At 68.0% G+C, this 25,091-nt stretch carries 24 protein-coding genes; 12 read left to right on the forward strand and 12 right to left on the reverse strand.

Annotated features, from left to right (window positions below; translation table 11 throughout):
• Positions 1–181 precede the first annotated feature (181 nt).
• Positions 182–1,744 carry a sodium/sugar symporter gene (locus tag KME82_RS00925; RefSeq protein WP_215496865.1) on the forward strand — a complete coding sequence of 521 codons (1,563 nt, stop codon included), beginning with the start codon at positions 182–184 and terminating at the stop codon, positions 1,742–1,744.
• A gap of 146 nt (positions 1,745–1,890) precedes the next feature.
• Here KME82_RS00925 and KME82_RS00930 read toward each other — a convergent pair whose 3' ends face one another.
• Entirely contained in the window at positions 1,891–3,003 is a 1,113-nt protein-coding gene (locus KME82_RS00930; RefSeq protein ID WP_345777998.1) for a LacI family DNA-binding transcriptional regulator, read from the reverse strand.
• Between the two features lie 44 nt (positions 3,004–3,047).
• Between KME82_RS00930 and KME82_RS00935 the strand changes: the two genes are divergently transcribed.
• Both KME82_RS00935 and KME82_RS00940 read left to right on the forward strand, forming a co-directional pair.
• On the forward strand, positions 3,048–5,648 hold the full coding sequence (locus KME82_RS00935; RefSeq protein ID WP_215496867.1) for a glycoside hydrolase family 3 protein: 2,601 nt from the start codon (positions 3,048–3,050) through the stop codon (positions 5,646–5,648).
• 210 nt (positions 5,649–5,858) lie between these two features.
• Complete coding sequence (locus tag KME82_RS00940) at positions 5,859–6,452, forward strand: response regulator transcription factor (protein ID WP_252255569.1); 594 nt, start codon at positions 5,859–5,861, stop codon at positions 6,450–6,452.
• Between the two features lie 786 nt (positions 6,453–7,238).
• On the opposite strand, the gene KME82_RS00945 is transcribed toward KME82_RS00940, so the two are convergent.
• From KME82_RS00945 to KME82_RS00960, 4 genes are all read right to left on the reverse strand, one after another.
• Positions 7,239–7,685, reverse strand: a complete 447-nt coding sequence (locus tag KME82_RS00945) for a copper chaperone PCu(A)C (protein WP_252255571.1) — start codon at positions 7,683–7,685, stop codon at positions 7,239–7,241.
• A gap of 7 nt (positions 7,686–7,692) precedes the next feature.
• The gene (locus KME82_RS00950) at positions 7,693–8,310 is read right to left on the reverse strand and encodes an SCO family protein (RefSeq protein ID WP_252255573.1); all 618 of its coding nucleotides are present in this window, start codon (positions 8,308–8,310) and stop codon (positions 7,693–7,695) included.
• 599 nt (positions 8,311–8,909) lie between these two features.
• On the reverse strand, positions 8,910–9,590 hold the full coding sequence (locus tag KME82_RS00955; protein WP_215496870.1) for a hypothetical protein: 681 nt from the start codon (positions 9,588–9,590) through the stop codon (positions 8,910–8,912).
• A 103-nt stretch (positions 9,591–9,693) separates the two neighbouring features.
• Complete coding sequence (locus tag KME82_RS00960) at positions 9,694–10,017, reverse strand: hypothetical protein (RefSeq protein WP_215496871.1); 324 nt, start codon at positions 10,015–10,017, stop codon at positions 9,694–9,696.
• Positions 10,018–10,276: 259 nt separating this feature from the next.
• Here KME82_RS00960 and sctU point away from each other — a divergent pair, with 259 nt between their 5' ends.
• Entirely contained in the window at positions 10,277–11,377 is a 1,101-nt protein-coding gene (gene sctU / locus KME82_RS00965) for a type III secretion system export apparatus subunit SctU (RefSeq protein WP_215496872.1), read from the forward strand.
• 284 nt (positions 11,378–11,661) lie between these two features.
• On the opposite strand, the gene sctT is transcribed toward sctU, so the two are convergent.
• The 7 genes from sctT to KME82_RS01005 all read right to left on the reverse strand — a co-directional run bounded on the left by sctT (position 11,662) and on the right by KME82_RS01005 (position 17,242).
• Complete coding sequence (gene sctT, locus KME82_RS00970; RefSeq protein WP_215496873.1) at positions 11,662–12,447, reverse strand: type III secretion system export apparatus subunit SctT; 786 nt, start codon at positions 12,445–12,447, stop codon at positions 11,662–11,664.
• Between the two features lie 34 nt (positions 12,448–12,481).
• On the reverse strand, positions 12,482–12,748 hold the full coding sequence (sctS, locus tag KME82_RS00975) for a type III secretion system export apparatus subunit SctS (protein WP_036113388.1): 267 nt from the start codon (positions 12,746–12,748) through the stop codon (positions 12,482–12,484).
• 132 nt (positions 12,749–12,880) lie between these two features.
• Positions 12,881–13,816: an EscR/YscR/HrcR family type III secretion system export apparatus protein gene (locus tag KME82_RS26770; protein ID WP_286673199.1), complete on the reverse strand. Its 936-nt coding sequence runs from the start codon at positions 13,814–13,816 to the stop codon at positions 12,881–12,883.
• Positions 13,817–13,819: 3 nt separating this feature from the next.
• Positions 13,820–14,920, reverse strand: coding sequence for a type III secretion system cytoplasmic ring protein SctQ (sctQ, locus tag KME82_RS00990; RefSeq protein ID WP_215496874.1), 1,101 nt, complete (start codon positions 14,918–14,920; stop codon positions 13,820–13,822).
• Entirely contained in the window at positions 14,913–15,515 is a 603-nt protein-coding gene (locus tag KME82_RS26775; protein WP_036113398.1) for a response regulator transcription factor, read from the reverse strand. The genes sctQ and KME82_RS26775 overlap by 8 nt, the downstream gene beginning before the upstream one ends.
• 318 nt (positions 15,516–15,833) lie before the next feature.
• The gene (locus tag KME82_RS01000) at positions 15,834–16,928 is read right to left on the reverse strand and encodes a sensor histidine kinase (RefSeq protein WP_215496875.1); all 1,095 of its coding nucleotides are present in this window, start codon (positions 16,926–16,928) and stop codon (positions 15,834–15,836) included.
• Positions 16,929–16,930: 2 nt separating this feature from the next.
• Positions 16,931–17,242 carry a hypothetical protein gene (locus tag KME82_RS01005; RefSeq protein WP_215496876.1) on the reverse strand — a complete coding sequence of 104 codons (312 nt, stop codon included), beginning with the start codon at positions 17,240–17,242 and terminating at the stop codon, positions 16,931–16,933.
• On the opposite strand from KME82_RS01005, the gene KME82_RS01010 reads away from it, so the two are divergent.
• The 8 genes from KME82_RS01010 (at position 17,226) to KME82_RS01045 (ending at position 25,061) form a co-directional block, all read left to right on the forward strand.
• Positions 17,226–17,558 carry a FliO/MopB family protein gene (locus tag KME82_RS01010; RefSeq protein WP_215496877.1) on the forward strand — a complete coding sequence of 111 codons (333 nt, stop codon included), beginning with the start codon at positions 17,226–17,228 and terminating at the stop codon, positions 17,556–17,558. The two genes, KME82_RS01005 and KME82_RS01010, sit on opposite strands and share 17 nt — an antisense overlap.
• 420 nt (positions 17,559–17,978) lie before the next feature.
• Positions 17,979–20,042 carry an FHIPEP family type III secretion protein gene (locus KME82_RS01015; RefSeq protein WP_215496878.1) on the forward strand — a complete coding sequence of 688 codons (2,064 nt, stop codon included), beginning with the start codon at positions 17,979–17,981 and terminating at the stop codon, positions 20,040–20,042.
• Positions 20,043–20,167: 125 nt separating this feature from the next.
• Positions 20,168–21,637 (forward strand): FHA domain-containing protein, encoded by a 1,470-nt coding sequence (locus tag KME82_RS01020; protein WP_215496879.1) that lies wholly within the window; start codon positions 20,168–20,170, stop codon positions 21,635–21,637.
• Positions 21,638–21,822: 185 nt separating this feature from the next.
• Positions 21,823–22,215 carry a hypothetical protein gene (locus tag KME82_RS01025; protein WP_194735187.1) on the forward strand — a complete coding sequence of 131 codons (393 nt, stop codon included), beginning with the start codon at positions 21,823–21,825 and terminating at the stop codon, positions 22,213–22,215.
• A 170-nt stretch (positions 22,216–22,385) separates the two neighbouring features.
• Positions 22,386–22,799 carry a hypothetical protein gene (locus tag KME82_RS01030; protein WP_056109267.1) on the forward strand — a complete coding sequence of 138 codons (414 nt, stop codon included), beginning with the start codon at positions 22,386–22,388 and terminating at the stop codon, positions 22,797–22,799.
• A 77-nt stretch (positions 22,800–22,876) separates the two neighbouring features.
• Entirely contained in the window at positions 22,877–23,638 is a 762-nt protein-coding gene (sctJ, locus tag KME82_RS01035) for a type III secretion system inner membrane ring lipoprotein SctJ (protein WP_215496880.1), read from the forward strand.
• Positions 23,635–24,282, forward strand: coding sequence for a hypothetical protein (locus KME82_RS01040; RefSeq protein ID WP_215496881.1), 648 nt, complete (start codon positions 23,635–23,637; stop codon positions 24,280–24,282). Before sctJ ends, KME82_RS01040 begins: the two co-directional genes overlap by 4 nt.
• A gap of 44 nt (positions 24,283–24,326) precedes the next feature.
• Entirely contained in the window at positions 24,327–25,061 is a 735-nt protein-coding gene (locus tag KME82_RS01045) for a FliH/SctL family protein (protein ID WP_051547799.1), read from the forward strand.
• The last annotated feature ends 30 nt before the right edge of the window (positions 25,062–25,091 follow it).

A 25,091-nucleotide genomic window follows, 5' to 3' on the forward strand; every position in this document is an offset into this window, starting at 1 on the left:
CGAACGCGGGAATCCAGTGACTCTGACGCTGCCGCACGAAAGTCGCTGGATTCCCGCGTTCGCGGGAATGACGAATTGAGAGATTCGAAGCGACATTCAATGCCCGACAAACGACAAACGACAAACGACAAACAACAGGCAATAAACCATCCGCAACACCGCCCACACCCCGCGGAGTTCCATGAAACTTCCCTTGCTCGACACCATCATCGTCCTGGTCTACCTCGCCGGCGTGTTCGCCCTCGCGCAATGGGTCTCGCGCGAAAAGGCCGGCCACGAGAAAACCGCCAAGGACTATTTTCTCGCCAGCAAGTCGCTGCCGTGGTGGGCGATCGGCGCGTCGTTGATCGCGGCCAACATCTCGGCCGAACAGATCATCGGCATGTCGGGCTCGGGCTATGCGCTGGGATTGGCGATCGCCTCCTACGAATGGATGGCGGCGGCGACGCTGCTGGTCGTCGGCAAGTTCTTCCTGCCGATCTTCCTGCGCAACGGCATCTACACCATGCCGCAGTTCCTGCAGGAGCGGTACGGCAACCGCATCCGCACCCTGATGGCGGTGTTCTGGCTCGGGCTGTACGTGTTCGTGAACCTGACCTCGATCGTGTGGCTGGGTTCGCTCGCGGTGGCGCAGGTGACCGGCATGGACCAGATGCTGGCGCTGGCGCTGCTCGGATTGTTCGCGCTCGCCTATCAGCTGTACGGCGGGCTCAAGGCGGTGGCGTTGACAGACATCGTGCAGGTCGCGCTGCTGGTGCTCGGCGGGCTCATGGTCGCCGGCCTGACCCTGAGCAAGATCGGCGACGGCGCGGGCGTGCTGGCCGGTTTCAACAAGCTCATGGCGACCCATCCGGACCACTTCAAGATGATCCTGTCGCCGGACAATCCGCACTACAAGGACCTGCCCGGCATCGGCGTGTTGCTCGGCGGCTTGTGGGTGATGCACGTGAGCTACTGGGGTTTCAACCAGTACATCATCCAGCGCGCGCTCGCGGCCAAGGACCTGCGCGAGGCGCAGAAGGGCATCGTGTTCGCCGCCGGGCTCAAGATCATCCTGCCGATCATCGTGGTGCTGCCGGGCATCGCCGCGCTAATGCTGGCGCCGGGTTTGCAACGCTCCGACGATGCCTATCCGGCGATGATGACGCTGCTGCCCAGCGGCGTGCTCGGCCTGGTGTTCGCGGCGCTGGTCGCGGCGATCGTCGCTTCGCTGGCGTCGAAGATCAATTCGGTCGCGACCATCTTCACCCTGGATTTCTACGCCAAGTACAAGCCGCAGGCGAGCGAGAAGCAGTTGGTGCGGGTCGGCCGCATCGCCGCGGCGGTGTCGATCGCGATCGCGATCGTGACCGCGCGGCCGCTGATCGGCGGCTTCGACCAGGGCTTCCAGTACATCCAGGAATACACCGGTTTCTTCACCCCGGGCATCGTGGTGATCTTCGTGCTCGGCCTGTTCTGGAAGCGCGCCAACGAAGCCGGCGCATTGGCCGCGGCGCTGGGTTCGTTCCTGTTGTCGCTCGCGTTGAAGTTCGCCTGGCCGGAGCTGCCGTTCGTCAATCGCGTCGGCGTGGTGTTCCTGCTCGCGGCCGCGCTGGCGGTGATCGTGTCGCTGGCGACGCCGTCGGGCGCCGGCCGCGACCGCATCCAGGGCGACGGGGTGAGCTTTGCGACTTCGCCGTCGTTCAATATCGCCGCGGTCGGTGTGCTGGCGATCCTGATCGCGCTGTACGCGCTGTTCTGGTGAAGGCGGCGGCGCGAACGTTCGCGTCCAGGCAGGTCGCGTCCACGTCGGTCGCGACCGCGCCGTCCGCGTACAGGCGCGCCGTACTCAGCGCAGCTGCGCAAGGCTTTTTCGCAGCGGGCGTGCGCGCTGTCCGCCGACGCGACGCCTCAGCGTCGACGCGGCGCGCGGCCCTTGCCGACCGGGCCGGTCGACTGGCGCAGCTGCAATTCGTAACCGGCGGTGATCATCTGGCCGCCGTCGGGCGCCTTGATCCGCTTGAACAGTTCGTGCGTGGCCAGGCGTCCCATTTCGCGGGTCGGTTGGCGCACCGTGGTCAGCGGCGGATAGATCTGACGCGAGATCGGCGTGTCGTCGAAACCGCACACCGACACGTCGCCGGGAATCGACAAGCCCATTTCGCTGGCGGTGCGGATCGTGCCGGCGGCCATGTCGTCGTTGGCGGCGAAGATCGCGGTCGGCGGGTTGTCCATCAGCAGCAGGCGCTGGGCGCAGATCGCGCCGGTGTCGTAGTGGAAGTCGCCTTCGATCACCAGGCTGGGGTCGTACTCGATGCCGGCCGCGGCCAGCCCGTCGCGGTAGCCGTTCAAGCGCCACTGGCTGGCGCCGTGCTCGGGATGGCCCTTGATGTGGGCGATGCGGCGATGCCCCAGCGACACCAAGTGCGCCATCATCTCGCGCACCGCGCGCTCCTCGTCGAGCACCACGCCGATGCGGCCGCCGCGCAGCTTGGGCGAGATGTTGGCGTAAGGAATGCCGAGCTGGCCGAGCCGCTTCATCAGCCCCGGGTGATCGGTCAGCGGCGGCGTCAGCACCAGGCCGTCGGCGCGCGAGTGCTGGATGATCTCGTCGACGTGGGCCACGAACTTGCGCTCGCCGTAGGTCACCGGCGCGAGCATCAGGTTGTAGTGGTGCGCGATGCAGGCATCGAGCATGCCGGCCTGCACTTCCATCAGGTAGTTGCTCGACGGGTTGTCGTAGAGCAAGGCGACCAGGTACGAGCGCTGGCCGGCGAGGCTGCGCGCGGACGGGTTGGGCCGGTACTGGAGCTTGCGCGCCGCGGCTTCCACGCGCTTGCGCGTTTCCTCGCTGACGTTGGGTTCCTGGTTGAGCACGCGCGAGACGGTCTTCATCGACACGCCCGCCGCTTCCGCCACATCTTCGATGCGAACCCGCATAGCCGGTCGTTTCCCTTGTCGCGTGTTCTGCGTATTTTGCCAGATCGCGCGGCCAATACTGCCATCCATCGCGCAACGCCGCATCGGCTTATGGCGCATATCGTCATTACGGTCACCAGGAGCACTGCATGAAGGCATCCACCCGCGGCCACGCGTCCGCCGTCATTCCATCGATCCAAAGCCGCTGGCCGGCGCGCCGGCGGCTGTCCGGATGCCTGGCCCTGGCCTTGCTGTGCGGGCCGGTGGCGGCCGCCGACGGGGTCAAGCCCGACGCGGCGACGATCGATCCGGCCCACTGGCCGGCGCTGAAGGCGCCGATCCCGCGCGACGCCAGGCTGGAAGCGCGGATCGCCGCGCTGCTGGCGAAGATGAGCGTGGAGGAGAAGGTCGGCCAGATCGTGCAGGCCGACATCAACAGCGCCACGCCCGAGGACGTGCGCAAGTACCACATCGGCTCGGTGCTGGCCGGCGGCAATTCCGAACCCGGCGGCATTTCCGAGCCGGGCGGCAATTACGCCGCGCCGCCGCAGGAATGGCTGGACATCGCCGACAAGTTCTACAACGCATCGATGGACGCCAGCGACGGCAAGGTCGCGATCCCGATCATCTTCGGCATCGACGCGGTGCATGGCCACAACAACCTGATCGGCGCGACGCTGTTCCCGCACAACGTCGGCCTGGGCGCGACCCGCAACCCGGACTTGATCCGCCGCATCGGCGCGGCGACCGCGGCCGAGGTGCGCAGCACCGGCATGGAGTGGACCTTCGCGCCGACCCTGACCGTGCCGCGCGACGATCGCTGGGGCCGCACCTACGAAGGCTATTCGGAAGATCCGCGGGTGGTCGCCAGCTATGCGGCCGCGGCGATCGAAGGCCTGCAGGGCAAGGTCGGCACGAAGCAGTTCCTCGACGGCTCGCACGTGATCGCCTCGGCCAAGCACTTCCTCGCCGACGGCGGTACCTTCGAAGGCCGCGATCAGGGCGATGCGAAGATCAGCGAAAACGAACTGCGCGACGTGCATGGCGCCGGTTATCCGCCGGCGTTGAAGGCCGGCGCGCAGACAGTGATGGCCTCGTTCTCGAGTTGGCAGGGCCGCAAGATGCACGGCAATGCCGATCTGCTGACCGGCGTGCTCAAGCAGCGTATGGGTTTCGACGGCTTCGTGATCGGCGACTGGAACGCGCACGGCCAGCTGGACGGATGCAGCAACGAAAACTGCGCGGCTGCGTTCAACGCCGGCGTCGACATGTTGATGACGCCCGACAGTTGGCGCGGCTATTACGACAGTGCGCTCAAGCAGGTGAAAAGCGGTGAGATCAGCATGGCCCGGCTCGACGATGCGGTGACCCGGATCCTGCGGGTCAAGCTGCGCTTGGGCCTGTTCGAAGCCGGCGCGCCGTCCAAGCGTCCGCTGGGCGGCAAGTTCGAGCTGCTCGGCAGTCCCGAGCATCGCGCGATCGCGCGCCAGGCAGTGCGCGAGTCGCTGGTGCTGCTCAAGAACGACAACCGCGTGCTGCCGATTTCGCCCAAGGAGCGCGTGCTGGTGCTCGGCGACGGCGCCGACAACATCGCCAAGCAATCCGGCGGCTGGACCTTGAACTGGCAGGGAACCGGCCTGAAACCGTCCGATTTCCCCAATGCGCAGTCGATCTGGACCGGCCTGCGCGAACAGATCGAAGCCGCCGGCGGCCACGCCGAACTGGCAGTGGACGGCAAGTACAAGGACAAGCCCGACGTCGCGATCTATGTCTACGGCGAAGACCCGTATGCCGAATTCCAGGGCGATCTGCGCACGCTCGCGTTTCGTCCGACGCGCAATCCCGAACTGGAGACGATCAAGCGGCTCAAGGCCGACGGCATCCCGGTGGTGAGCGTGTTGTTGTCGGGCCGGCCGTTGTGGGTCAATCGCGAGATCAACGCCTCCGACGCGTTCGTCGCCGCGTGGTTGCCCGGTTCGGAGGGCGCCGGCATCGCCGATGTGCTGCTGCGCAACGATCGCGGCGGCATCGCCCACGACTTCAAGGGCAAGCTGTCGTACTCGTGGCCGCGCACCGCGGTGCAGGTGGCGAACGTCGGCGACAAGGACTACTCGCCGCAGTTCGCGTTCGGTTATGGCCTGACTTACGCCAAGGACGCGAAGGTCGGCGTATTGCCGGAAGACCCGGGCACGGCCGATATCGACCAGCGTTCGATGCAGTTCCTCGGCCGGGGCGCGTTGCCGCGCGGATGGACCTTGCGGGTGGATTCGCAAGGCAAGCCGTCGCAGGCGATCAAGCCGCCGCTGGCGTCCGCCGACGGCGCGATCGCGGTGTCGGCGGTCGACTACAAGGCGCAGGAAGATGCGTGGCGGGTCGATTGGAAGGGCGACGCGAAGGTCGAATGGGTCGCCGACGCGCCGCTGGAACTGGTGCGCGAAACCAATGGCGATGTGCAGTTGCTGATCACCTTGAAGGTCGATGCGGTCGGCGCGGGCGATGCCAACCTGCTCGCCGCGTGCGGGCCTAAGTGCGAAGCGAAGGTTCCATTCGGCGAGATCCTGCGCGGCTTTCCGCGCGGGCAATGGCAGCGCATCGGCGTGCCGCTCAAGTGCGTGCGCGCGGCCGGCGCGGACATGGGCAAGCTGATCGTGCCGTTCGGTTTGCAGGCATCGAAGGGGACGTCGATCACCTTGCATGAGGTCGCCTACGGAACCGATGCGGAGCAGGTGGTGGACTGCAAGCGCCAGTGACACGCGTCGACAACAAGGGTCAGTAACGCGCCTTACCGATTTGGCGAGCCGCGTTACCCGCATATCGTCGAACCGCCGCGCATCCCCTCCCTCTCCCGCTCGCGGGAGAGGGCCGGGGTGAGGACCAGCGCCAACCACACCCCTGGACACTTTGTCCTGGGGCAGTTTGCCGCAGTGCCGCCGCGCGCCCGCGGGTTTAGGATGCCGCGCATGAACGCATCGATGTTTGCCCGACCCGTTCTCGGCGGCCCGACCGCCGGCGGCCTGATCGTCGACGACGACGCGGCCTATGCCGCGACCTTGCAGCGCAGCCTGGCGCGACGCGGGATCGAGACCCGCACCGCCGCCAACCTGCGTCAGGCGCTGGACCTGGCCCTCGCGCAACCGCCGGGCTTCGCCTTGGTCGACCTCAAGCTCGGCGCGGAATCGGGCCTGCAACTGATCCGCCCGCTGCGCGAGTTGCGCGCCGACATGCGCATCGTCCTGGTCACCGGCTACGCCAGCGTCGCCACCGCGGTCGACGCGATCAAGCGCGGCGCCGACGACTACCTGCCCAAGCCGGCCAGCGTCGCCGCCATCCTCGCCGCGCTCGGCCTGGAACCGCACGACGGATCGCCCCTGCCGATCGCGCCGGACACGATGACGCCGCTGCGGCGGCTGGAGTGGGAGCACATCCAGCAGGCGCTCAACGACACCGGCGGCAACATCTCGGCGACCGCGCGATTGCTGGGCATGCATCGGCGCTCGCTGCAGCGCAAGCTCGGCAAGCGGCCGGGGCCGGAGCGCAGTTCGATCGGGTTGTGAGTCGCCGGTGGCGCGTTCCTCGCGTGGTCGCTCGCCTCTTCGCTGCGCATCCCGCCCGATCCGGCGCTGCGACGAGGGCTACCTGTAGGAGCGGCGCAAGCCGCGACCGCCATGCGGCCGATTGCGTCGTTGCTGTCTGAAGGGTAGTCGCTACGATTGTCTGACAGCGGTTTGCGCCGTCGGTGTGGATTCGCGGTCGCGGCTTGCGCCGCTCCTACAGGTAGCCGCCAGGCAAGTGGCACGAGGGCCGGCTGTTGTGGGAGGGGTTTCAACCCCGACGCTTTCCGTTCCAATAGTTGTGATTCATCGCAATCTGACCGAAAAGCGTCGGGGCTCAAGCCCCTCCCACAAAAAACTTCGCTGCGTCCGAGCTGGCTTGAGAGGCTGAGTAGCGACCGACGCGTTTCTCGCGTGGCCGCTCGCCTCTTTGCTGCGCATCTCGCCCGATCCGCCGTTGCAGCGAGCGCTACCTGTAGGAGCGGCGCAAGCCGCGACCGCCATGCGGCCGATTGCGTCGTCGCTGTCTGAAGGGTGGTTGCTACGATTGTCTGATAGCGGCTTGCGTCGTCGGTGCGGATTCGCGGTCGCGGCTTGCGCCGCTCCTACAGGTAGCCGCCAGGCGGCACGCGTGCTGGCTGTTGTGGGAGGGGCTTTAGCCCCGACGCTTTTCGTTCCGACTGTCGTGATTCATCGCAATCTGATCGAAAAGCATCGGGGCTAAAGCCCCTCCCACAAAAGACTTCGCGGCTTCGCGGGTTTTCGGTGTTTGAGTATTCAAGCTCGCGATCAAGGCCCGCCCGCACCCAACGGCCGCACCGGCGCCTGCACGGTCTGCTCGCTGCGCTTGCCGCCCGCATCTTCGAACACCAAGGTCAGCGTCACTTGCTCGCCGGCGCTCAGCGGCCGCTTCAGGCCGATCAGCATCACGTGGTAGCCGCCGGGTGCGAGCGCGACCACCTGTCCGCGCGGCAGCGGCAAGGCGGCCACCTGGCGCATGCGTATCATCTGTCCCTGCATCGCCATCTCATGCACTTCGGTGGTCTGCGCCGCATCCGAACGCGCGCCGATCAGGCGCAGGTCACGGCTCGCGGTCAGGCGCATGAAGGCGCCGGTCGCGGTCTGCTGTGGCACGCTCGCGCGCACCCACGGCGCGTCCACCGCGACTTGCGCATGGGCGGCGCCGGACAGGGCCAGCGACAGGATCAGTGCGGCGATCGGTTGGGTCATCGTCATTGCAGGCTCACAGAATCTGGCGGAGGTCGTGCACGCAGTCGGGCGCGCTCTGTTCGTGGCGCAGCGCCAGGCGCAACACGCCGTCGGCGTCGTAGACGTAGCTCAGCGCCGAATGGTCAATGGTGTAGGTCGATCCGGTCGGCACCTTGGCGTAGATCACGCGGAAGGCCTTGGCCGTTTCGGCGATGCGCTCGGGGCTGGCGGTCAGGCCGAGGAAGCTGCGGTCGAAGGCCTGGGTGTAGGCGCGCAGCACCGGCGGCGTGTCGCGTTCCGGGTCGAGGGTGACGAACAGCACCTGCAGGCGCTCGGCATCGCGGCCGAGCAGTTTGCGGATCTGCACTGCGCGGGTCAGCGCGGTCGGGCAGACGTCGGGGCACAGGGTGAAGCCGAAGAACAGCAGCACCAGCTTGCCGCGGAAATCGGCGAGCGTGCGTTCGCGTCCGTCGGGATCAAGCAGGCGGAAGTCCTTGCCGAAATCGCGGCCGCTCAGGTCGATGCCGTGCAGCGACAGCGGCTTGCGGCCGCCGCAGGCCGACAGCACGGTGGCCGCGGCGAGGCCGGTCAGCAGGCGCCGACGCGCGAACGAACGCGGCAGGCGGGCGAGAGCGGTGGGGCGGTCGGGCACGGGCCACCTCGTCGATGCGGAAAGCGGCATTGCAGCATCGGCGCGGGATCGGCGGATGTGGCCGAGTGTCGCAGGCATGGCGTCGAGGGTATTTCGGCGGCGGGGTTGCGATACGGCGGGACCAGCCGATCGACGGGCCGCGGTGCGTCGTCGTTCGATCAGTTCGGACGCATCGCCCAGTCACTTCGATGCAAGCGACGCGTCAATACTTCGTTGGCACGTGATCGCGAACATCGATGCCGACAAAGCGCGCGCCTTGCGCGCTGCGCCGGTTCGCTTCAGGGATCGCGCACCACTCAACCGCCGGGGTACGGCGCATCGTCCCTATCCGGCGCCGCCCTCGATCTCGATACAGCGCGCCGCTTGCACGCCGCGCCGATTCGCTTCATAGATCGTGCATCGCTCGATCGCCGGGATACGGCGCATCGTCGCTACCCAGCGCCGCCCTCGTTATCGATACAGCGCGTCGCTTGCACGCTGCGCCGGTTCGCTTCATAGATCGTGCATCGCTCGATCGCCGGGATACGGCGCATCGTCGCTACCCAGCGCCGCCCTCGCTATCGATACAGCGCGTCGCTCACACGCCGCGCCGATCGGCCTCAAAGATCGCGCACCACCCAACCGCTGGGATGCGGCGCATCGTCGGTATCCAGTGCCGCCTGCGCGACCGCGTCGGGCGACTTGCCGTCGCGCCAGGCCGCGGCGATCGCGGCGAGGCGTTCGCGGGTCGCGCGGGTGTAGGCGCCCTCGAGTTCGTTCTGCGCATCGGCGGCGAGCTTCTGCGGGTACAGCGTGCGCGCGTCTTCGCTGCGGTTGAGCAGGGCGACCAGATGCGACAGCGCGCTGCGGAAGGTCGCCGCGCCCAGCGCGGTGCGCTGGGTGCGTTGCAGATGCCACACGGTCAGGTACTCGACCGGGCCGAGCAATCGCCGCGGCGTGGCGCCGAAGAAATGCCCGGACAGCGCGCTGACCGCGACCGGCCCGCTCGCGTCGGGCAGGCGGGTCGCGCCCCAGGAGCTCAGCGCGCCGCCGGGCAGGTCCATGCGCCGCAGCGCGGTGCCGAAGGTGTCGGCCAGCAGGCGCTGGGCGCGCGCATCGTCGCTTTCGGCGACCACGCCGAGCAGGCGGATGAACAAGGGATAGCGGTCCTCGCCGAGCCGGCGCACGACCCGCTTGAGCACGGTCAGGCGGTACTCGGGGTCGCTGTGCGCGGCGAGCGCCGAGATCAGGCGATCGGCGCCGGTGCGCAGGGCTTCGGCGGAGGGAGCGGTATCGTTCACGGAACAACGCGGGTGGCGGCGATGACGGCTAGCCTAGCGCAGGCGCGAGGATCGGCAGCGTGCAGGCGGCGGTCGCGCGGATGAGACGGGTGCCGCGCCGGGCTCAGGCGGTCAGCGAATCCAGCACCGCGTCGGCGCCGCGATCGGCTGCGGCGGACAGGTCCATCGACCCGAGTTCGCGCTCCAGGCCGCTGTCGCCCGAAAGCAGGCGCTCGCCCGCGGGCACGTCGCGCCAGGCGTCGGCGTTGAGCACGGTCTCGCCCGCATCGACCGCGGGCGGGGCATGGGCCGGAACCGCTTCGGCGACCGGCGAGGCGTGCTGGATCGGCTGGTCCGGCGTCGTCTCGCGCCCGCGCAGGGCTTCGAGCGCGGCCTGGCTGTCCAAGCCGGTGCGGTCGATGCGCGAGTCGGGGCCGATGCTGCTCATGCGGGGCGGGTCACGGGTGAAGTCGGGGGGATGGAAGGAATGTAGCGCCGGGGGGTGACTCGGCCAACTCGGGGTGACCCTAGGTGGGCCGGGGCGGTTCATGCCCGGCTTCACGGTAACTGGCCCGGGCGGCGAGGTTCGCGGCCGGGACGGCTTGAGGATACCGCGCTACCCGTGGCCAGCGGTTTGCTGACACTCGCCACTTCCACCCCGCACGACGCGTGCTAGCCTCGGTTTCCCCTCGCTGCAAGGGCCGCGCATGGCGAAGGACCAGGGCGCCGACAAGACCGAGCCGCCTACCCAGAAAAAGATCCGCGACGCGCGCAAGGAAGGCAACGTCGCCAAGAGCAAGGAGCTGACCAGCACCGTGCTGATGCTCGGCTGGGTGGTGTGCGGCTGGATGATGCTCGACTTCATGCGCGCCAAGATGATCCTGCTGTTCGACACCAGCCTCAAGGCGATCAACCAGCCCTTCGGCGACGCCCTGCGCGAGGTCGGCGCGACCGCGTTCGACACGCTGCTGTGGCTGTCGTTGCCGCTGCTGGGGATGGCGGTGTTCCTGGGCGTGGTGATCGAGTTCCTGCAGGTCGGGCCGGTGCTGAGCCTGGGCAAGGTCAAGCCCAGCATGGACAAGATGAACCCCGCCGAGGGGCTCAAGAAGATGTTCTCGGTCGACAACCTGGTCGAGCTGGTCAAGTCGGTGATGAAAAGCTCGGCGCTGATCGGCATCGGCGTGTTCGTGATCTACAAGATGCTCGCCCAGCTGATGATGCTGCCGTACGCGCCGGCCGAGGCGATGGGCTCGGGCATCTGGTACGGGCTGGTGCGGATCGTGATCTGGACGATCTTCGTGTTCTTCTTCGTCTCGGCGATCGACGTGTGGTACCAGAAGTTCTCCTACACCAAGCAACTGCGCATGAGCCGGCGCGACATCCAGCAGGAGGTCAAGGAGAGCGAGGGCGACCCGTACGTGAAGAGCCGGCGCCGGCAGTTGCATCAGGAGTGGTCTCAGCAGAGCATGCTCAATGCCGTCCGCCAATCCAATGTCGTCGTGACCAACCCCACCCACATCGCCATCGCCCTGCAGTACGAGCACGGCACCACCGACCTGCCGGTGGTGGTGGCCAAGGGCGAGGGTTACCTGGCCGAAGAGATCAAGCGCGCGGCCACCGAGGCCGGCGTGCCGATCCTGCAGAACGTGCAACTGGCGCGTGGGCTGCACGAGCATGTGGAGCTGGACGACTACATCGGCAACGAATTCTTCGAAGCCGTGGCCGAGGTGCTGCACTGGGCCGAGACCGTGCGCCGTCTGCGCGACGGCGATACCAGCGCGCCGGAGTTGCCGCCGCCGTTGGAGTGAGGTCGACGCAGAGCCGCTCGCGTCGTTCGCCCTGCCTCCGAAACTAAGCGCGATCCCGCCGCAGTTCCCCCAACCGAAGGGGTCCCCCCCTTTGAAAAAGGGGGCCAGGGGGGATTTGCTTTTGCTGTTTCGGATTAGAAGCTGAAGAGCAAAAGCAAAAGCAAATCCCCCACGTCCGCTTCGCGGCCGTTCGCCCCCTTTTCCAAATGGGGCAACAGCAACGGCGGGAGCAACAGCGAAAGCGAAACAACAACGGCTGCGGACTTCGCGCACCTACCGATCGATCAACCGCCAAACACCCGATTCAACGCATCCAGCAGCCCGCGGTTATCCGCCAGCCGATCCAGCACGATCTCCACATACACCCCCAGCATCAACAGGATGATCCACGTCGCCAGCCACGCCTTGATCGGCATGGTGATGGTGAACACGTTGAGCTGCGGCGCGAAGCGGTTGACCAGGCCGAACGACAGGTCGATCAGCAGCAGCACCACCATCGCCGGCGCGGCCAGCACCAGCAGCGCGGTCATCAGGTAACTGAACTGGCCGACGAACAACTCCATGCCGGCCTGGTGCAGGTTCGGGAAGAACGAGTTCACCGGCCACATCGCATAGCTCGACAGCAGCAGGTCGAGGAACACCAGGAACGCGCCGCTGGCCATGAACAGCCACGAGGCGAAGTGCGACAGGAAGTTGCCGTGCAGCGACGCCTGGTGGCCCTGGATCGGATCGAACACCTGCGCCAGGGTCATGCCGACCTGGGTGTCGATGACGTTGCCGGCGGCGCTGATCGCCCAGAACACCATGCCGTAGCAAAACCCGATCGACACGCCGATGAACAATTCCTTGAGGATGATCGGCGCCCACGAAAACGTGCCCAGCTCGTTCAAGGGCACTCCGTTCATCGCCACCGGGATCGCGATGATCGCCAGGCTGACCATGAAGCTGTTGCGCACCAGCGGCGGCATGTTTTCGTTGGTGATCAGCGGCAACATCATGAACGCGCCGATCACCCGCGGCAGCACCAGCCCGAGCGCCAGCATGATGTTGCCGACCGAATCGAAATTCATCGGCGTGCGCGCCGCGCGAGCGAACCGCCGCGCATCAGTGCCGGACCATGCCCGGGAAATCGAGGAAGATGCGGTCGGCGAAGGTGTAAAGGGTGCCGCCGATCATCGAGGCGGTCACGAACAAGGTCACCACGATCACGGTGAATTTGATCGCGTAGGCGAAGGTCTGTTCCTGCAGCTGGGTGGCGGCCTGGATGAAGGCCACGACCAGCCCGACCACGGCGGCGGCGACCACCGGCGGGCCCGACAGCAGCAGCGTCAGCCACAGCGCCTGTTTGGTCATTTCGAGCATGTCGCCCATTAGCGTGCTGCCGGGAATTGGGAATCGGGAATCGGGAATCGGAAAAGCGGGGCATCGGGTGTGGAGGGTGAATCGGCAAAGCGATGACGCCCGCTTTTACGATTCCCGATTCTCCATTCCCGATTCCCGGCCTCACCCGCCATAAGTCAACACCAAACCATGCACCAACTTGGCCCAGCCGCCGATCAATACGAACAGCAGCAGCTTGAACGGCAGCGACACGGTGGTCGGCGACAGCATCATCATGCCCAGCGACAGCAGGATGTTCGACACCACCAGGTCGATGATCAGGAACGGCAGGAAGATCAGGAAGCCGATCTGGAACGCGGCGGTGAGTTCGCTGACGGTGAACGCGGGGATCACCACCAGGAAATCGTTGACGCTGATGTCGGCGCGCGCGTTGGGCGGCAGCAGGCGCTGCGCGCTGCGCAGGAAGAACGCGCGCTCGGCGTCGCTGGAGTGCTTGATCAGGAAGCCGCGCAACGGCTCCTTGCCGGCGTCCATCATCTGCAGCAGGCGGGTGGTGTCCATCTTGCCGGTACCGCCGAGCAAGGCCGACGGCGCAGCCGGTCGTCTCGCACCGACGGCCGGTGCTGCGGCTTGCGCGGTGGCGGTGTTCGTCGTCGTCGTCGCGGGCGCGGCGGTCGGCGCGGCCGGAACCGTCGCTGTCGCGGCCGGAGTCGCCGCAGCGGGGGCGGCGCCCGGTGCCGCGGCGGCAGCCGGTGCCGGCGTGGTCGCAGTCGTCGCGGCCCCCGGCGTCGTCGCCGCGGCAGTCCCCGGCGGCTGACCCTGCGTCGCCGCGGCCACGGTCGTACCGCTCATGCGCGCGTTGATCGCGTCGTGGGTCTCCAGGATCACCGGATACATCACGTAGATCGACAGCACGATCGCCAGACCGTTGATGACCACGTTCGGCGGCACCTGCTGCAGGCCGAGCGCGTTGCGCAGCAGACTGAGCACCACCACGATCTTGGTGAACGAGGTCACCATCACCGCGACGAACGGCGCCAGCGCGAGGCTGACCACCGTGATCAGCACCAGCGCCGGCGAGAACGAACTGAAATCCATGGTTCAGCTCCAGGCGAGCAGGCGAACACCCAGGGTGTCGCCGACCGCGACGATTTCGCCGCGCCCCGCGTCGCGGCCGTTGGCGCGGATCACCACGTTCGCGCCTTCCAGCCGCGAGGGCAGCGCGAACACGTAACCGGGCTGGAAGCCGGCCAGGTCCTCGTAGCGGCATTCCAGCCGGCCCAGGTCGAATTCGAGGCGGACCGGAACCTCCGGTGCGTTGGGTTCGGCCGATTCGGGCGCGGCGTCGGTGTCGCTCATCGGGGAAGTCTCCTGATGCGTGGAAAGGGTCAAGGGCGGGCCGTCGATGCGCCAGCCGTCGGCGACCGGCAGCAGCGGCCAGGCATAGCCCGGTACCTGCGCCTGCACCGGCGGCGGCCGTTGGTAGTTGCCGATCACCAGCACGTCGCCGGGACGCAGCTGGCGCCATTGCGCGCGGCGCAGTTGCGGGCCTAGCCAGCGCAGCGCGATCGGCACCGGCAGATCGGTCCAGTCGCGGTAGCCGCCGGAGTCGTCGTCGCGCGCACGTTCGAAGATTTCGGCGCGGAACAACAGCCGTTCGACCCAGCCCGGCGGGATGCGCAGATGGCCGCGTACGCGCACCTGGCCGCCGCCGTCGGCGATGGTGAAGGCCAGCCACAGGCCGTCGAGGCTGGCGGTGTTGTGGGTTTGCAGGTTGTGCAGCGAGGTGTTGCCGTCGTCGACCACCGGGATCAGCGCGATGTCGAGCGCCTGGCTCAGCCGCACCAGCTGCGATTCGTGCGCCAGGCTCCAGGCGAGCACGCGCGAGCGGCCCTGGTAGTCGCTCCAGTGCAGGCCGGTGTCGGTATCGATCGCCAGCCCGCTGTCGAGCTGCAGCTTGATCCGCGCGCCGTCGCCTTCGAGGGTGACCACTTCGCCGTCGATCGCGCCGGCCTGGGCGAAGCTCAGCCAGCCGCCGTCGCGCACTGGCCAGCGTTGCGCGGCGCCGAACAACCCGCACAGCGCCTGCGCCTGCCACAGCGGCAGCGACGGCACCCGGCCGCGGATCGATCCGGCCGGCGCCTGCGCCGCGGCTTCGGAATAACTGTCATGCCCCGTCATCGGGCTGTGCGATTCATCCATGGCCCAATGCCACCTTCATCAGCTCGGGCAGCGAGCGTACTCCGAGTTTGTTCATCATGTTCGATCGATGCAGCTCCACGGTCTTGACGCTGATGCCGAGCACGTCGGCGATGATCTTGTTCGGCTTGCTCGCCACCACCAGGTCCATGACCTGACGCTCGCGCGGGCTGAGCTTGGCCAGCCGGTCGTCGCCGGCCTCGCTGCCGGCGTGGTTGCGCGCGTTGACGATCGCCGCGCGGATCGCATCGATCACGGCCTCGTCGCTGAACGGTTTTTCGAGAAAGTTGGACGCGCCCTTGCGCATTGCCTCGACCGCGAGCGGCACGTCGCCGTGCGCGGTCACGAACACCAGCGGCAGGCCGATCCCGCGCCGGCGCAGTTCTTCCTGCAACTGCAGCCCGCTCATCAGCGGCATGCGGATGTCGGAGACCAGGCAGCACGGCTGGGTGCCGTGGCGCTCGCCGGCATAGGCGTCCAGAAACGCCGGCCCGGAGGCGTAGGCCTGGACTTCGAAACCGGCCGTTTCCAGCAACCACGCGGTGGATTCGCGAAAGCCGTCGTTGTCGTCGACCAGGTAGATGCGTGCTTCGGTCATCGGCGATGCGCTCCTGGCCGCTGCCACCGGGCTCGACACGGTCGCGCGCCCCGCGGCGGTTTGCGCGGCGCGTACGACGCTCGTTTGGGCATGGGCTGGGTCACAGGCGGATCCTTCGCGGCGAATCGGGTGTTGCAGCACATGAACAGGTGGCCGGCCTCATCGCCTGCGTCCGCATCCCGATGAGTTTCAGCGAACGCGACGGTATAACCCGGCGGGCGGCCGTCGCGATGGTGACCTTTGTCATCTGTGATCGACCTGCACCGGATCGGCTTGGCGACTCCGCGGCCGGGCGCCGACGATATCCGCGGGCGAGCATCAAGTACGAGCCTCATAGCGGGGCAAGGTAAACCCGAACACGCTGCCGCCGCCTTCGCGCGGTTCGAAGAACAGCCGGCCCTCGTGGTATTCGATGATCGAGCGGCAGATCGCCAGGCCGATGCCCAGGCCGTCGGTCTTGGTGGTGAAGAACGGCGAGAACAGCTGGTCCTGTTCGGCCGGGCTCAGGCCGGCGCCGCGGTCGGACACGCGCACTTCGACCTGGTCGTCGAGGTTCATCCGCGCGTCGATGCGCAATTCGCGCCGCGCCGCGGGGATTTCGCGCATCGCCTCGATCGCGTTCTTGACCAGGTTCAGCAGCACTTGCTCGATCATCACCCGATCGGCGAACACCGGCGCGAGGTTGGACGGCAGGCCCAGGTCGATGCGCAGCTGCAAGCGCTCGGCTTCCAGCCGCAGCAGCTCCAGCACGGTGTCGGCGATCCGGCTCAGCTCGTGGGCGTCGCGCCGTGGCTCGCGCGCGCGCACGAACTCGCGCACTCGCGAAATCACCGCCGCGGCGTGTTCGGCCTGGGTGCGCGCGGCGTGCAGCGCGCGTTCGACCTGGACCGGGCCGCCGGCCTGTTCGACCAGGCGCAGACTTCCGTTCAGATAATTCATGATCGCCGCGAGCGGTTGATTCAACTCGTGCGCGAGCGTCGCGGCCATCTCGCCGACCGACATCAGGCGCGAGGTGAACAGCAGTTTTTCCTGGCGGTTCTTGTGTGAGTCCAGGGTCTCGATGCGTTCGCTGATGTCGACCGCGGTCAGCACCTCGACCGGCGCGGCGGCGTGCTCGGCGCGGCCCCAGTGCAGCGCGTACCAGCGGCCGCTGTGCGGCGCCAACACCTCGCGCGGATCGTTGCCCTCGCCGCTGTCGCCCTGCAGCAGCGCCAGCAGCGCATCGCGCCGGGCGTGTTCGGGCAGCGCGCCGAATTCCTCGCGGTAGCGCGCGTTGCCGGCGATCAGGGCGCCGTCGGCGTCGAACATCGCGCAGGCGAACGGCACCGCGCCGAGCAGGCCGGCGGACGGGTCGATCGCGGCCGGGAGCTGCGCGGCGCGCTGGCCGGTGCGGGTGGTCTTGGCATTGCCCATGCTCACATCCATGCCATGGCGCGCGGCCCGGCGACGTGAAGCCGCCTGCGTTCGCGATGGCATCGCGCGTGCCGGGGCGCCGGGCTGTTACGGTATGTCGCCGCGACGGGCCGCGCCCCGCGCGCGTTCGTTCCCACGCTCCGATCCTCGGTCCCGCACTGACTCACCATGCCGATACTGCCCCTGCTGCCGCGTTCCTTGATCCGTTGCGCCGCCGTCCTGGCCTGCGCGCCGTTGTCGGCGTTCGCCGCCGCCAAGCCCGCGGCGCCTGCGGCGGCCGCCGCGCAACCGCCTTCGATGTTCTTCGAGTTCATCTCGATCCTGCTGCCGGTCGCGGTGGTCATCGCCGCGCTGCTCGCGGTGCTGCATTACCTGCGCAAGCGCCACGGGTTGAGCGGGCGCGATGCGCCGCTGTCGATCCTGCAGATCCTCCCCGTCGGCCCCCGCGAACGTATCGTCGTGCTGCGCACGCGCAGCGGACGCGCGCTGGCGGTGGGCGTGGCCGGGCAATCGCTGAACCTGATCGCCGAACTCGACCCCGCGGACATCGCGCCGGCGGTTGCCGCGATGGTTTCAACCGCAACTGCTTCTGTGCCGGCCGTCGCAGCTTCGACCGAACACGAATCCTGAGCGCTGCGCGCTTACGTTAGTCGAACGCGATCACGCAATTGCGCACGAGTTCACAAAAACAGCGTTGGATGAGCGCGAATGTAAGCCTCGGGGATCAAGGCGACGTGATTGTGCAGATCACGCACAACAACGTTTGCGTTCACACAACAGGTGACACTTAACACTTAGTATCGGCCGTCCGAACCGGCATCGTGTTTGAGGACAGCGCCATGCGTGGGTGCTCAGGGGTACATGGCAGAGCAGTGACTGCTTTCAGCGTTCGATACAGCGCAAACCCGACGACGATCGCAACCTGCGGCTTGACGCCGCGGCGTGGCGCGATCGCCGCTGCGCGTGTCGGCGCGGTATCCCGGCCCCGCCGCATCGTCGATGCCCGAACCCATGCCCGATCACCCAGCAACCGGATGTGGGGCTGACCGAATGCGAGCACTGCTGAGTTCCCTGATGGCCGCGCCGCCCGGCACGCTTCCGCGTCGCCGCGCCGGTTACAGCGACGTGATCCTGGCCATCGGCGCGGTCACCATCATCGCGGTGATGATCCTGCCGCTGCCGCTGGCGATCATCGACACCCTGGTCGCGATCAACATCGCCATCGGCTTCGGCCTGCTGCTGATCGCGCTGTACATCCCAACGCCCGTGGCGTTCTCCAGTTTCCCCAGCGTGCTGCTGCTGACCACGCTGTTCCGGCTGTCGCTGTCGATCGCGATCACCCGCTCGATCCTGCTCGAGGCCAACGGCGGTCACATCGTCGAAACCTTCGGCAGTCTGGTCGCCGGCGGCAACCTGGTGGTCGGCTTCGTGGTGTTCCTGATCATCACCGTGGTCCAGTTCATCGTCATCGCCAAGGGCGCCGAGCGCGTGGCCGAGGTCGCCGCGCGTTTCACCCTCGATGCGATGCCCGGCAAGCAGCTGTCGATCGACTCGGACCTGCGCGCGGGCATGCTCGACAAGGACGAGGCCAAGAAGAAGCGCCGCCTGCTGGAGGTCGAAAGCCAGCTGCACGGCAGCCTCGACGGCGCGATGAAGTTCGTGAAGGGCGACGCCATCGCCGGCATCGTCATCATCATCATCAACCTGCTCGGCGGCCTGGCCATCGGCGTGCTGCAGAAGGGCATGCCGCTGGCGGACGCGACCCACACCTACAGCATCCTGACCATCGGCGACGGCCTGGTTTCGCAGATTCCGGCGATCCTGGCGACGATCGCCGCCGGCCTGGTGGTGACCCGCACCGCCGGCGACGAGGACGACCGCCACCTGGGCGAATCGATCACCCGCCAGGTCACCGGCCAACCGCGCGTGCTGCTGATCACCGGCTGCCTCGCGTTCTTGATGATCTTCGTGCCGGGCTTTCCGAAGCTGGTGTTCCTGGCCTTGTCGATCGTGCTGCTGGGCTTCGCCGCCTGGCGCTATCGCCACGGTTCGGCGGTGCTGCGGCGCGCGTTCAAGGTCCCCGAGGGCGAGCGCGGCATCGACGAGAAAGTCGTCAACGAAGACGAGATCGCGCCGCCCGCGCCGTTGCAGCTGGAGCTGTCGCCGACCCTGGCGGCCGCGTTCGGCGAAAACCTCACCCGCGAGCGCATCGTCGACGTCGCGCGCCGCCTGCGCGACGAGTACGGCGTGCCGTTGCCGGTGCCGGTGATCAAGATCGCCGCCGACCTCGACAACGGCGACGGCCTGGGCGGCTATCGCCTGACCGCGTTCGGCGCGCGCATCGCGTTCGGGCGGCTGTCGCCCAACGCGCAGTTCCGTCCGGCCCGGCTCGGCGACGCCAACGCGCCCAAGCTGCCGGGGTTCTTCCCGCCGCTGGCGGGCGAGTGGACCGGTCAGGCCGGCGCGGATATCCGCGACGGCCTGACCACGGTGATCGAGCATTCGCGCGCGGCGCTGGAACGGCGCATGGGCAGCTTCATCGGCATCCAGGAGACCTCGAACCTGTTCGGCAAGATGCAGCGCGACTACCCGGACCTGGTCAAGGAAATGCTGCGCGTGGTCGCGCCGCAACGGGTCGCCGACGTGCTGCGCCGGCTGGTCGAGGAAGGCGTGCCGATCCGCAATCTGCGCGACGCCTTCGAAGCGATCACCGATGTCGGCGGGCGCGAGAAGGACGTGGTGCTGCTGACCGAATACGTGCGCGTGGCGCTCAAGCGCGAAATCGCCGATCGCTACGCCGACAGCGACCGCACCATGCAGGTGCTGCTGATCCATCCTGAATTGGAGGACCGCCTGCGCCAATCGGTGCGGGTGGCCGGCGGCGCGACCCAGCTGGCGATTTCGCCGGAACTGGCCGGCCGCCTGGGCAGCGAGGTGCGCGCGCATCTGGGCCGCCAAGCTGAAGGCGTTAAGCCGGTGCTGTTGTGTTCACTGGATGTTCGCCGTCATCTACGCAAGCTGCTGGAGATCGATTTCTTCGAACTGCCGGTGCTGTCCTATCAGGAACTCGCACCTGACCTGCGCATCGTGCAGGCAGGCCAGGTCAATGCCTGAGGAGCCCAGACGATGAATCTTCTCCGCCGTCCTTCCCCCATGCACCGGTCGTCCGGCCCGCGCGCCACGCGCGTCCCGACCGTATACGCCGCCCGCCGCGGCGGCGTCTGAGACAGGAGTCCGCCATGTCCATCGACGAAGATCCGAACACTTCAGGTCCGGTCACCCCGACCGACGGCGCGGCGCCTGCCGGCGACGCCGGCAAGAGCGCGCTCGACGCCAAGGCCGACGCTCGCAGCGAGATCCCGCGCAGCGAAATCCGCATCACCCCCGCGATCAGCGTGCTGCGTGTGGTCTCCGGCCTGCATACCGGCGCCAGCCGGCCGTTGTCGGCGCAGGAAACCGTGCTGATCGGCAGCAGCGGCGACTGCGACATCGTGCTGTCCGATCCCGGCGTCGCGCCGCGTCACGCGTTTCTGACCCGCATGGGCGGCACGGTGTCGCTGCGCGCGCTCGATGCGCCGCTGACGATCGACGGCCAGACCCTGAATCCGGGCGATCCGGCCGAGTTGAGCGCGATGCAGCGCGTCGACATGGGCGGCGCGTCGATCGCGGTCGGCGCCGCCGAAGACCCGGGCTGGGCGACGATGCTGCCGAACATGGGCGAGCTGGCCAAACCGGCGAAATCCTCGATGCGTCATCTGCCGCTGATCGCCGGCCTGGCCGCGCTGTCGCTGGTGTCGGTGGCGATCGCCGCGGCGGTGATGCCGGGTTTCGAGAAAAAGCCCACGCCCAAAGAAGTGGTCCAGCCGCTGATCAAGGAATTCTCGATCGCCGGCGGCCGCCTGGTCGAAAACGACGACGGCAGCCTGGTGCTGTCGGGCACGGTCAAGGACGCCACGGTGCGCGAGATGATCCGCAAGCGCCTGGTTACCGATGAAGTCGAGGCGCGGCTGGACCTGCGCACCGGCGACGACATCGCCGGCGACGTGCGCGAAGTGCTGCGCAGCCAGGGCCTGACCACGCAGACGCGTTACCTGGGCAACGGCGATGTCGAAGTGATCGGCCGGTTCGAGAACGAGGACGTGTTCAAGCGCGCGGTGGCGTCGCGGGCGATGCAGGACGTCAACGGCGTGCGCCGGGTGATTCCGCGCAATCTCGCCGACGAAGGCCATCCGGCCGGGCCGACCGTGGCCGCGCCCGAGGTCAAGAAGGCGCCGGTCAGCGCCGAACCGACCCGGATAGTGCAGATCGTGCGCGGCGGCGCCAACCCGCACGTGATCGATGTCGACGGCCACGAGTACGCGGTCGGCGACGTGATGCCCGATGGCCGCAGCCTGATCGCGATCGGCGACAAGGCCTGGGCGCTGAACAAGCTGACCGGGATGACCGACCAGCTCAAGGCGCAGCCGCTGACCGCCGAAGAGCAGGCCGCCGCAGCCGCGGCCGCCAGCGGCGTGCCGGCCGCCGCGCCGGGCACAGCACCGACCGCGACCGCGACCGCGACCAACGCCACCCCGGCCGCGCCCGTCGCGCCGGTGAGCCCGGCCGCCACGCCCGCTGCCCGCCCGCCCGCGACGCCGGCGGACAAGCGCAGCGACAACCCGTTCAGTGTTTCCGAGGCGCCCGCGAAGCCGGCCGGGAGGCGTGAGTGATCCCGACCACCCCCGGGTCAGCACTAGCTGGTTTCACGTGTGTATCACCGATTAAATCCATGATCGGCACCATGCATCCGCTTTAGGTCCGTACTGGACCGTATGCAATGCCGCATTCAGAGTTCCGCTTCATCCGTTGTTCCACGCCATTCAGCGGCCACGCCGCAACGAGCAGGAGAGACGTCATGAGCAATACGGTAAATCCGAACGCCGGCGGCACCGCCGGCCTTGTCACCAGCTTCATCGCCGATGTCAACAAGAGCAACACCGTCGGCAACGGCAAGAACGCCAGCGCTTCGTCCAACGGTGGCGGCGGCGGTGTCTCCGCCGGCGGCGGCGCGGGCGGCGGCAGCGGCAGCTGGTTCGAAGCGATGGCTAAGGCGTGGGGTTCGACCCTGGACAGCCAGGCCGGCCGCATCACCGAACTGTCGGGTTCGATCGGCGGCGGCAACGACCAGCCCTCGGCGATGATCGCGTTGACCTCCGAGAGCCTGCGCATGCAGTTCATCTCCAACAACGCCTCGACCTCGATCAACAGCATCGGCGACGCGTTCAAGACTCTGGCGTCGAAGAACTGACGGCGCGGCGCGGCCCGACGTCGCCGCTTCCTGCCGCGGCGCCCGGATCTCGGTCCGGGCGCCGGCTGCGTCGAAGCGCCGCCATCGCACCGCGCACCGCACCGTCGTTACTTTGATCGCCAGCCGTAATTTGTTGTTCGTTCGGACCCAACGCTCCAGGAGAAAGGGCCATGATCGAAGCCATTCAAGTCGCAGCCGAAGCCGCCCAGCCGGCCGCCGCATCGCCGGCGCAGTCGCCGCAGGCGTCGGCCTACGACATCCGCGAGTTCGCCGCCGCATTCGACCGAGGCGCCTCGCCGACCTCCGGCGGTGCCCAGGCCGGCGCGCCCGCGCAAGCCGCGCCGACCGAAATGTCGCAGGGCACCCGCGCCGTGCTGGCCGCGCTCGACAATCTCAACGGCGGCGCCGACAAGATCGACGCGGCGACCAAGACCATGTCGGCCAACAGCGCCGATCTGACCTCGGGCGAGATGATCCAGATGACCATGCGCTGCCACCAGTTCATGTTCACCTCGCAGCTCACCTCGAACGTCGCCAACCGCACTTCCGACGGCATCCAGCAATTGTTCCGTCAGCAGTCCTGAGCGCTCGCTCGCAATCGCTACGCAATCACCACGGGGGATGCATGGGTAGGGCGTCAGGCTTCAATGCGTTACGAGTCATGGCGGCCCTGCTGGCCTGCCTGCTGATCGTCGGCTGTACGCGCACGCCGCTGTACAGCCAGCTCGACGAGCAACAGGCCAATGAACTGATGGCGGCCCTGCTCGATGCGGGGATTCCGGCCGAAAAGGATCCCTCGCCGAGCAAGACCGGCTGGGAGGTCATGGTCAACCGCGGCGATATCCCCTACGCGATGCAGGTGCTGACCTCGCGCGGCCTGCCGCGCGCGAAGTACAGCTCGCTCGGCGACGTGTTCAAGAAGGAAGGCTTCGCCTCCTCCGCGCTGGAGGAAAAGGCGCGCTATCTGTACGGCCTGTCGCAGGAACTGCAGCGCACCCTGACCCGCATCGACGGCGTGGTCGAGGCGCGCGTGCATATCGCCCTGCCCGACCGCGACCCACTCGGCGGCAACGTGCAGGACTCCTCGGCCTCGGTGCTGATCTTCGAGCGCCCCGGCCAGAGCCTGCGCGACCGCGAAACCGACATCAAAGTGTTCGTCAAGGACAGCGTCGAGGGCCTGGACGACGTCAACAAGGTCACGGTCAAGTTCTTCACCGTGACCGCACCGCCGAAGGCGCATCAGTCCGGCGGTCCGCTCAACGCGGTGATCGGCTCGATCGACCTGAGCGCGGTGATCATCGGCGCCGGCGTGCTGGTGGTGCTGGCGATCGTGGCGTTCTTCTTCGGCCGCCTGCGCTCGCGCTTCGCGCCGGCCGCCGCGGCCGCGCCGACCAACGCACGCAGCGGGGTCTGGAACGGATGAGCGGCACGGCGGCGCTGCGGACGATCCTCTCCGAGGTCGATCCGAGCTGGCACGGGAGCGGTCCGGACCGGATCGAACCCGAACTGCTCGCCGCCGCCCGCAACAGCGCGCTCGGCCGTCGCCTGCTCGGCCGCTGGCTCGCCAGCGGCGACGCGCCGGCCCTGCTCGCGCCGCAACCCGGCGAAGGCTTCGGCGCCGCCGCGCTGCGCTGGCCGCGGGCGCGGGTCGAGCGCCTGGTGCGCGATCTGGGCGCGCTGGCCTATGCGCCGGCGATCCGCGCCGAAGTGCGGCGCGATCCGGTGCGCCGGCTCAAGCAGGCGCTCGACAACGCCTATCTGCTCGCGCTCGACAGCCTGGTCTGGGACGGCAAGGTCCAGGCGCAACTGGGCGCGCAGCTCAACGCCGAACTCGATGCGGCGCTGCGCGATCCCGACGATCGCACCATGCTGGACCTGCTCGACCGCCGCGGCCGCGCCGAACTGCGGCTGTGGGCCGAGCGCCGCGACCCCGGCCTGGCCGACTGGTCGCGCCTGCTGCTGCCGCGCGCGCTGCACGACCCGACCTCCTCGCTGGTCGCGCACCTGCCGCCGGACACGGTCGAACGCCTGCATAGCCACCACGGCGCCAGACCGCTGGCGGCCTGAGCCGCCGCGTCGCCGCCGGTCATCGCACTCACCCAAGGACATTCATGCACGCCGATCCGCTCTCCGCCGACCTGTCGTCTTCCGCGTCCGCCACGGCGGGCACGGGTTTGACCGACGGTCCGCGCCGGATCGAACCGCAGCGCGCCACCGGTACGGTGGTGGTGTTCGAGCGCAAGCAATTCGAACGCGCGGTCGCCGGCACCATCGTGCCGGCCAAGCAGTGGAACGCGATCGGCGAACTCGATCAGACCCTGGCCCGGGTCAACGCGCTGTACGCCGAGGCCGGCGACGAGATCAAGCAGGCGCGCGAAGCCGGTTACGCGGCCGGGTTCGCCGAAGGCCTGGCGCGCGCGCAGCAACAGATGGCGCAGCAGCTGGCCGACCTCAACGAACGCCGCGCGCGCGTGCTCGCCGACGCCGGCAGCCGCGTCACCGAACTGGCCTGCGCGATCGTCGCGCGGATCTCGCCCGAATTCGACGCGCGCAGCGTGGTGCCGCCGCTGGTCATGCACGCGGTCGAGGCCGCGCAGGCCGAGCAGTTCCTGCTGATCCGCGTGCATCCAAGCGTGCGCGAGGACGTCGCCAAGGGCCTGGGCCTGGTGCGCCAGGCGCATCCGGTGGTCGGGGTGATCGAACTAGTCGACGACGAAAGCCTGGACAAGCTCAGCTGCGTGGTGGTGTCGGAAGTCGGCGAAGTGCGCGCCGGCGTGGCCCAGCAGATCGAAGCGATCCGGGTCGCGCTGTCGGGCGCCGAGTACGGCGCGGAGCACAGCGAATGAACCGCCGCGCGCTCGCAGCGACGTTCGCAT

It is taken from the genome of Lysobacter capsici (genome assembly GCF_018732085.1).
GTDB lineage: Bacteria > Pseudomonadota > Gammaproteobacteria > Xanthomonadales > Xanthomonadaceae > Lysobacter > Lysobacter capsici_A.

Coding starts and splice junctions, on each gene's coding strand:
- KME82_RS01040 (WP_215496881.1), top strand. CDS start 23,635: ATGAGCGGCACGGCGGCGCTGCGGACGATCCTCTCCGAGGTCGATCCG.
- sctT (WP_215496873.1), bottom strand. CDS start 12,447: ATGAATTTCGATTCGGTCGGCAACATCATGCTGGCGCTCGGGCTGGTG.
- KME82_RS01045 (WP_051547799.1), top strand. CDS start 24,327: ATGCACGCCGATCCGCTCTCCGCCGACCTGTCGTCTTCCGCGTCCGCC.
- KME82_RS01030 (WP_056109267.1), top strand. CDS start 22,386: ATGATCGAAGCCATTCAAGTCGCAGCCGAAGCCGCCCAGCCGGCCGCC.
- sctU (WP_215496872.1), top strand. CDS start 10,277: ATGGCGAAGGACCAGGGCGCCGACAAGACCGAGCCGCCTACCCAGAAA.
- sctJ (WP_215496880.1), top strand. CDS start 22,877: ATGGCGGCCCTGCTGGCCTGCCTGCTGATCGTCGGCTGTACGCGCACG.
- KME82_RS00940 (WP_252255569.1), top strand. CDS start 5,859: ATGAACGCATCGATGTTTGCCCGACCCGTTCTCGGCGGCCCGACCGCC.
- KME82_RS01020 (WP_215496879.1), top strand. CDS start 20,168: ATGTCCATCGACGAAGATCCGAACACTTCAGGTCCGGTCACCCCGACC.
- KME82_RS01025 (WP_194735187.1), top strand. CDS start 21,823: ATGAGCAATACGGTAAATCCGAACGCCGGCGGCACCGCCGGCCTTGTC.
- KME82_RS26775 (WP_036113398.1), bottom strand. CDS start 15,515: ATGACCGAAGCACGCATCTACCTGGTCGACGACAACGACGGCTTTCGC.
- KME82_RS00930 (WP_345777998.1), bottom strand. CDS start 3,003: ATGCGGCGTTGCGCGATGGATGGCAGTATTGGCCGCGCGATCTGGCAA.
- KME82_RS00960 (WP_215496871.1), bottom strand. CDS start 10,017: ATGAGCAGCATCGGCCCCGACTCGCGCATCGACCGCACCGGCTTGGAC.
- KME82_RS00925 (WP_215496865.1), top strand. CDS start 182: ATGAAACTTCCCTTGCTCGACACCATCATCGTCCTGGTCTACCTCGCC.
- sctQ (WP_215496874.1), bottom strand. CDS start 14,920: ATGGATGAATCGCACAGCCCGATGACGGGGCATGACAGTTATTCCGAA.
- KME82_RS01010 (WP_215496877.1), top strand. CDS start 17,226: ATGTTCTTCGAGTTCATCTCGATCCTGCTGCCGGTCGCGGTGGTCATC.
- KME82_RS26770 (WP_286673199.1), bottom strand. CDS start 13,816: ATGGATTTCAGTTCGTTCTCGCCGGCGCTGGTGCTGATCACGGTGGTC.
- KME82_RS01000 (WP_215496875.1), bottom strand. CDS start 16,928: ATGGGCAATGCCAAGACCACCCGCACCGGCCAGCGCGCCGCGCAGCTC.
- KME82_RS01015 (WP_215496878.1), top strand. CDS start 17,979: ATGCGAGCACTGCTGAGTTCCCTGATGGCCGCGCCGCCCGGCACGCTT.
- KME82_RS01005 (WP_215496876.1), bottom strand. CDS start 17,242: ATGAACTCGAAGAACATCGAAGGCGGTTGCGCGGCGGCCGCCGCAGGC.
- KME82_RS00945 (WP_252255571.1), bottom strand. CDS start 7,685: ATGACGATGACCCAACCGATCGCCGCACTGATCCTGTCGCTGGCCCTG.
- sctS (WP_036113388.1), bottom strand. CDS start 12,748: ATGGGCGACATGCTCGAAATGACCAAACAGGCGCTGTGGCTGACGCTG.
- KME82_RS00935 (WP_215496867.1), top strand. CDS start 3,048: ATGAAGGCATCCACCCGCGGCCACGCGTCCGCCGTCATTCCATCGATC.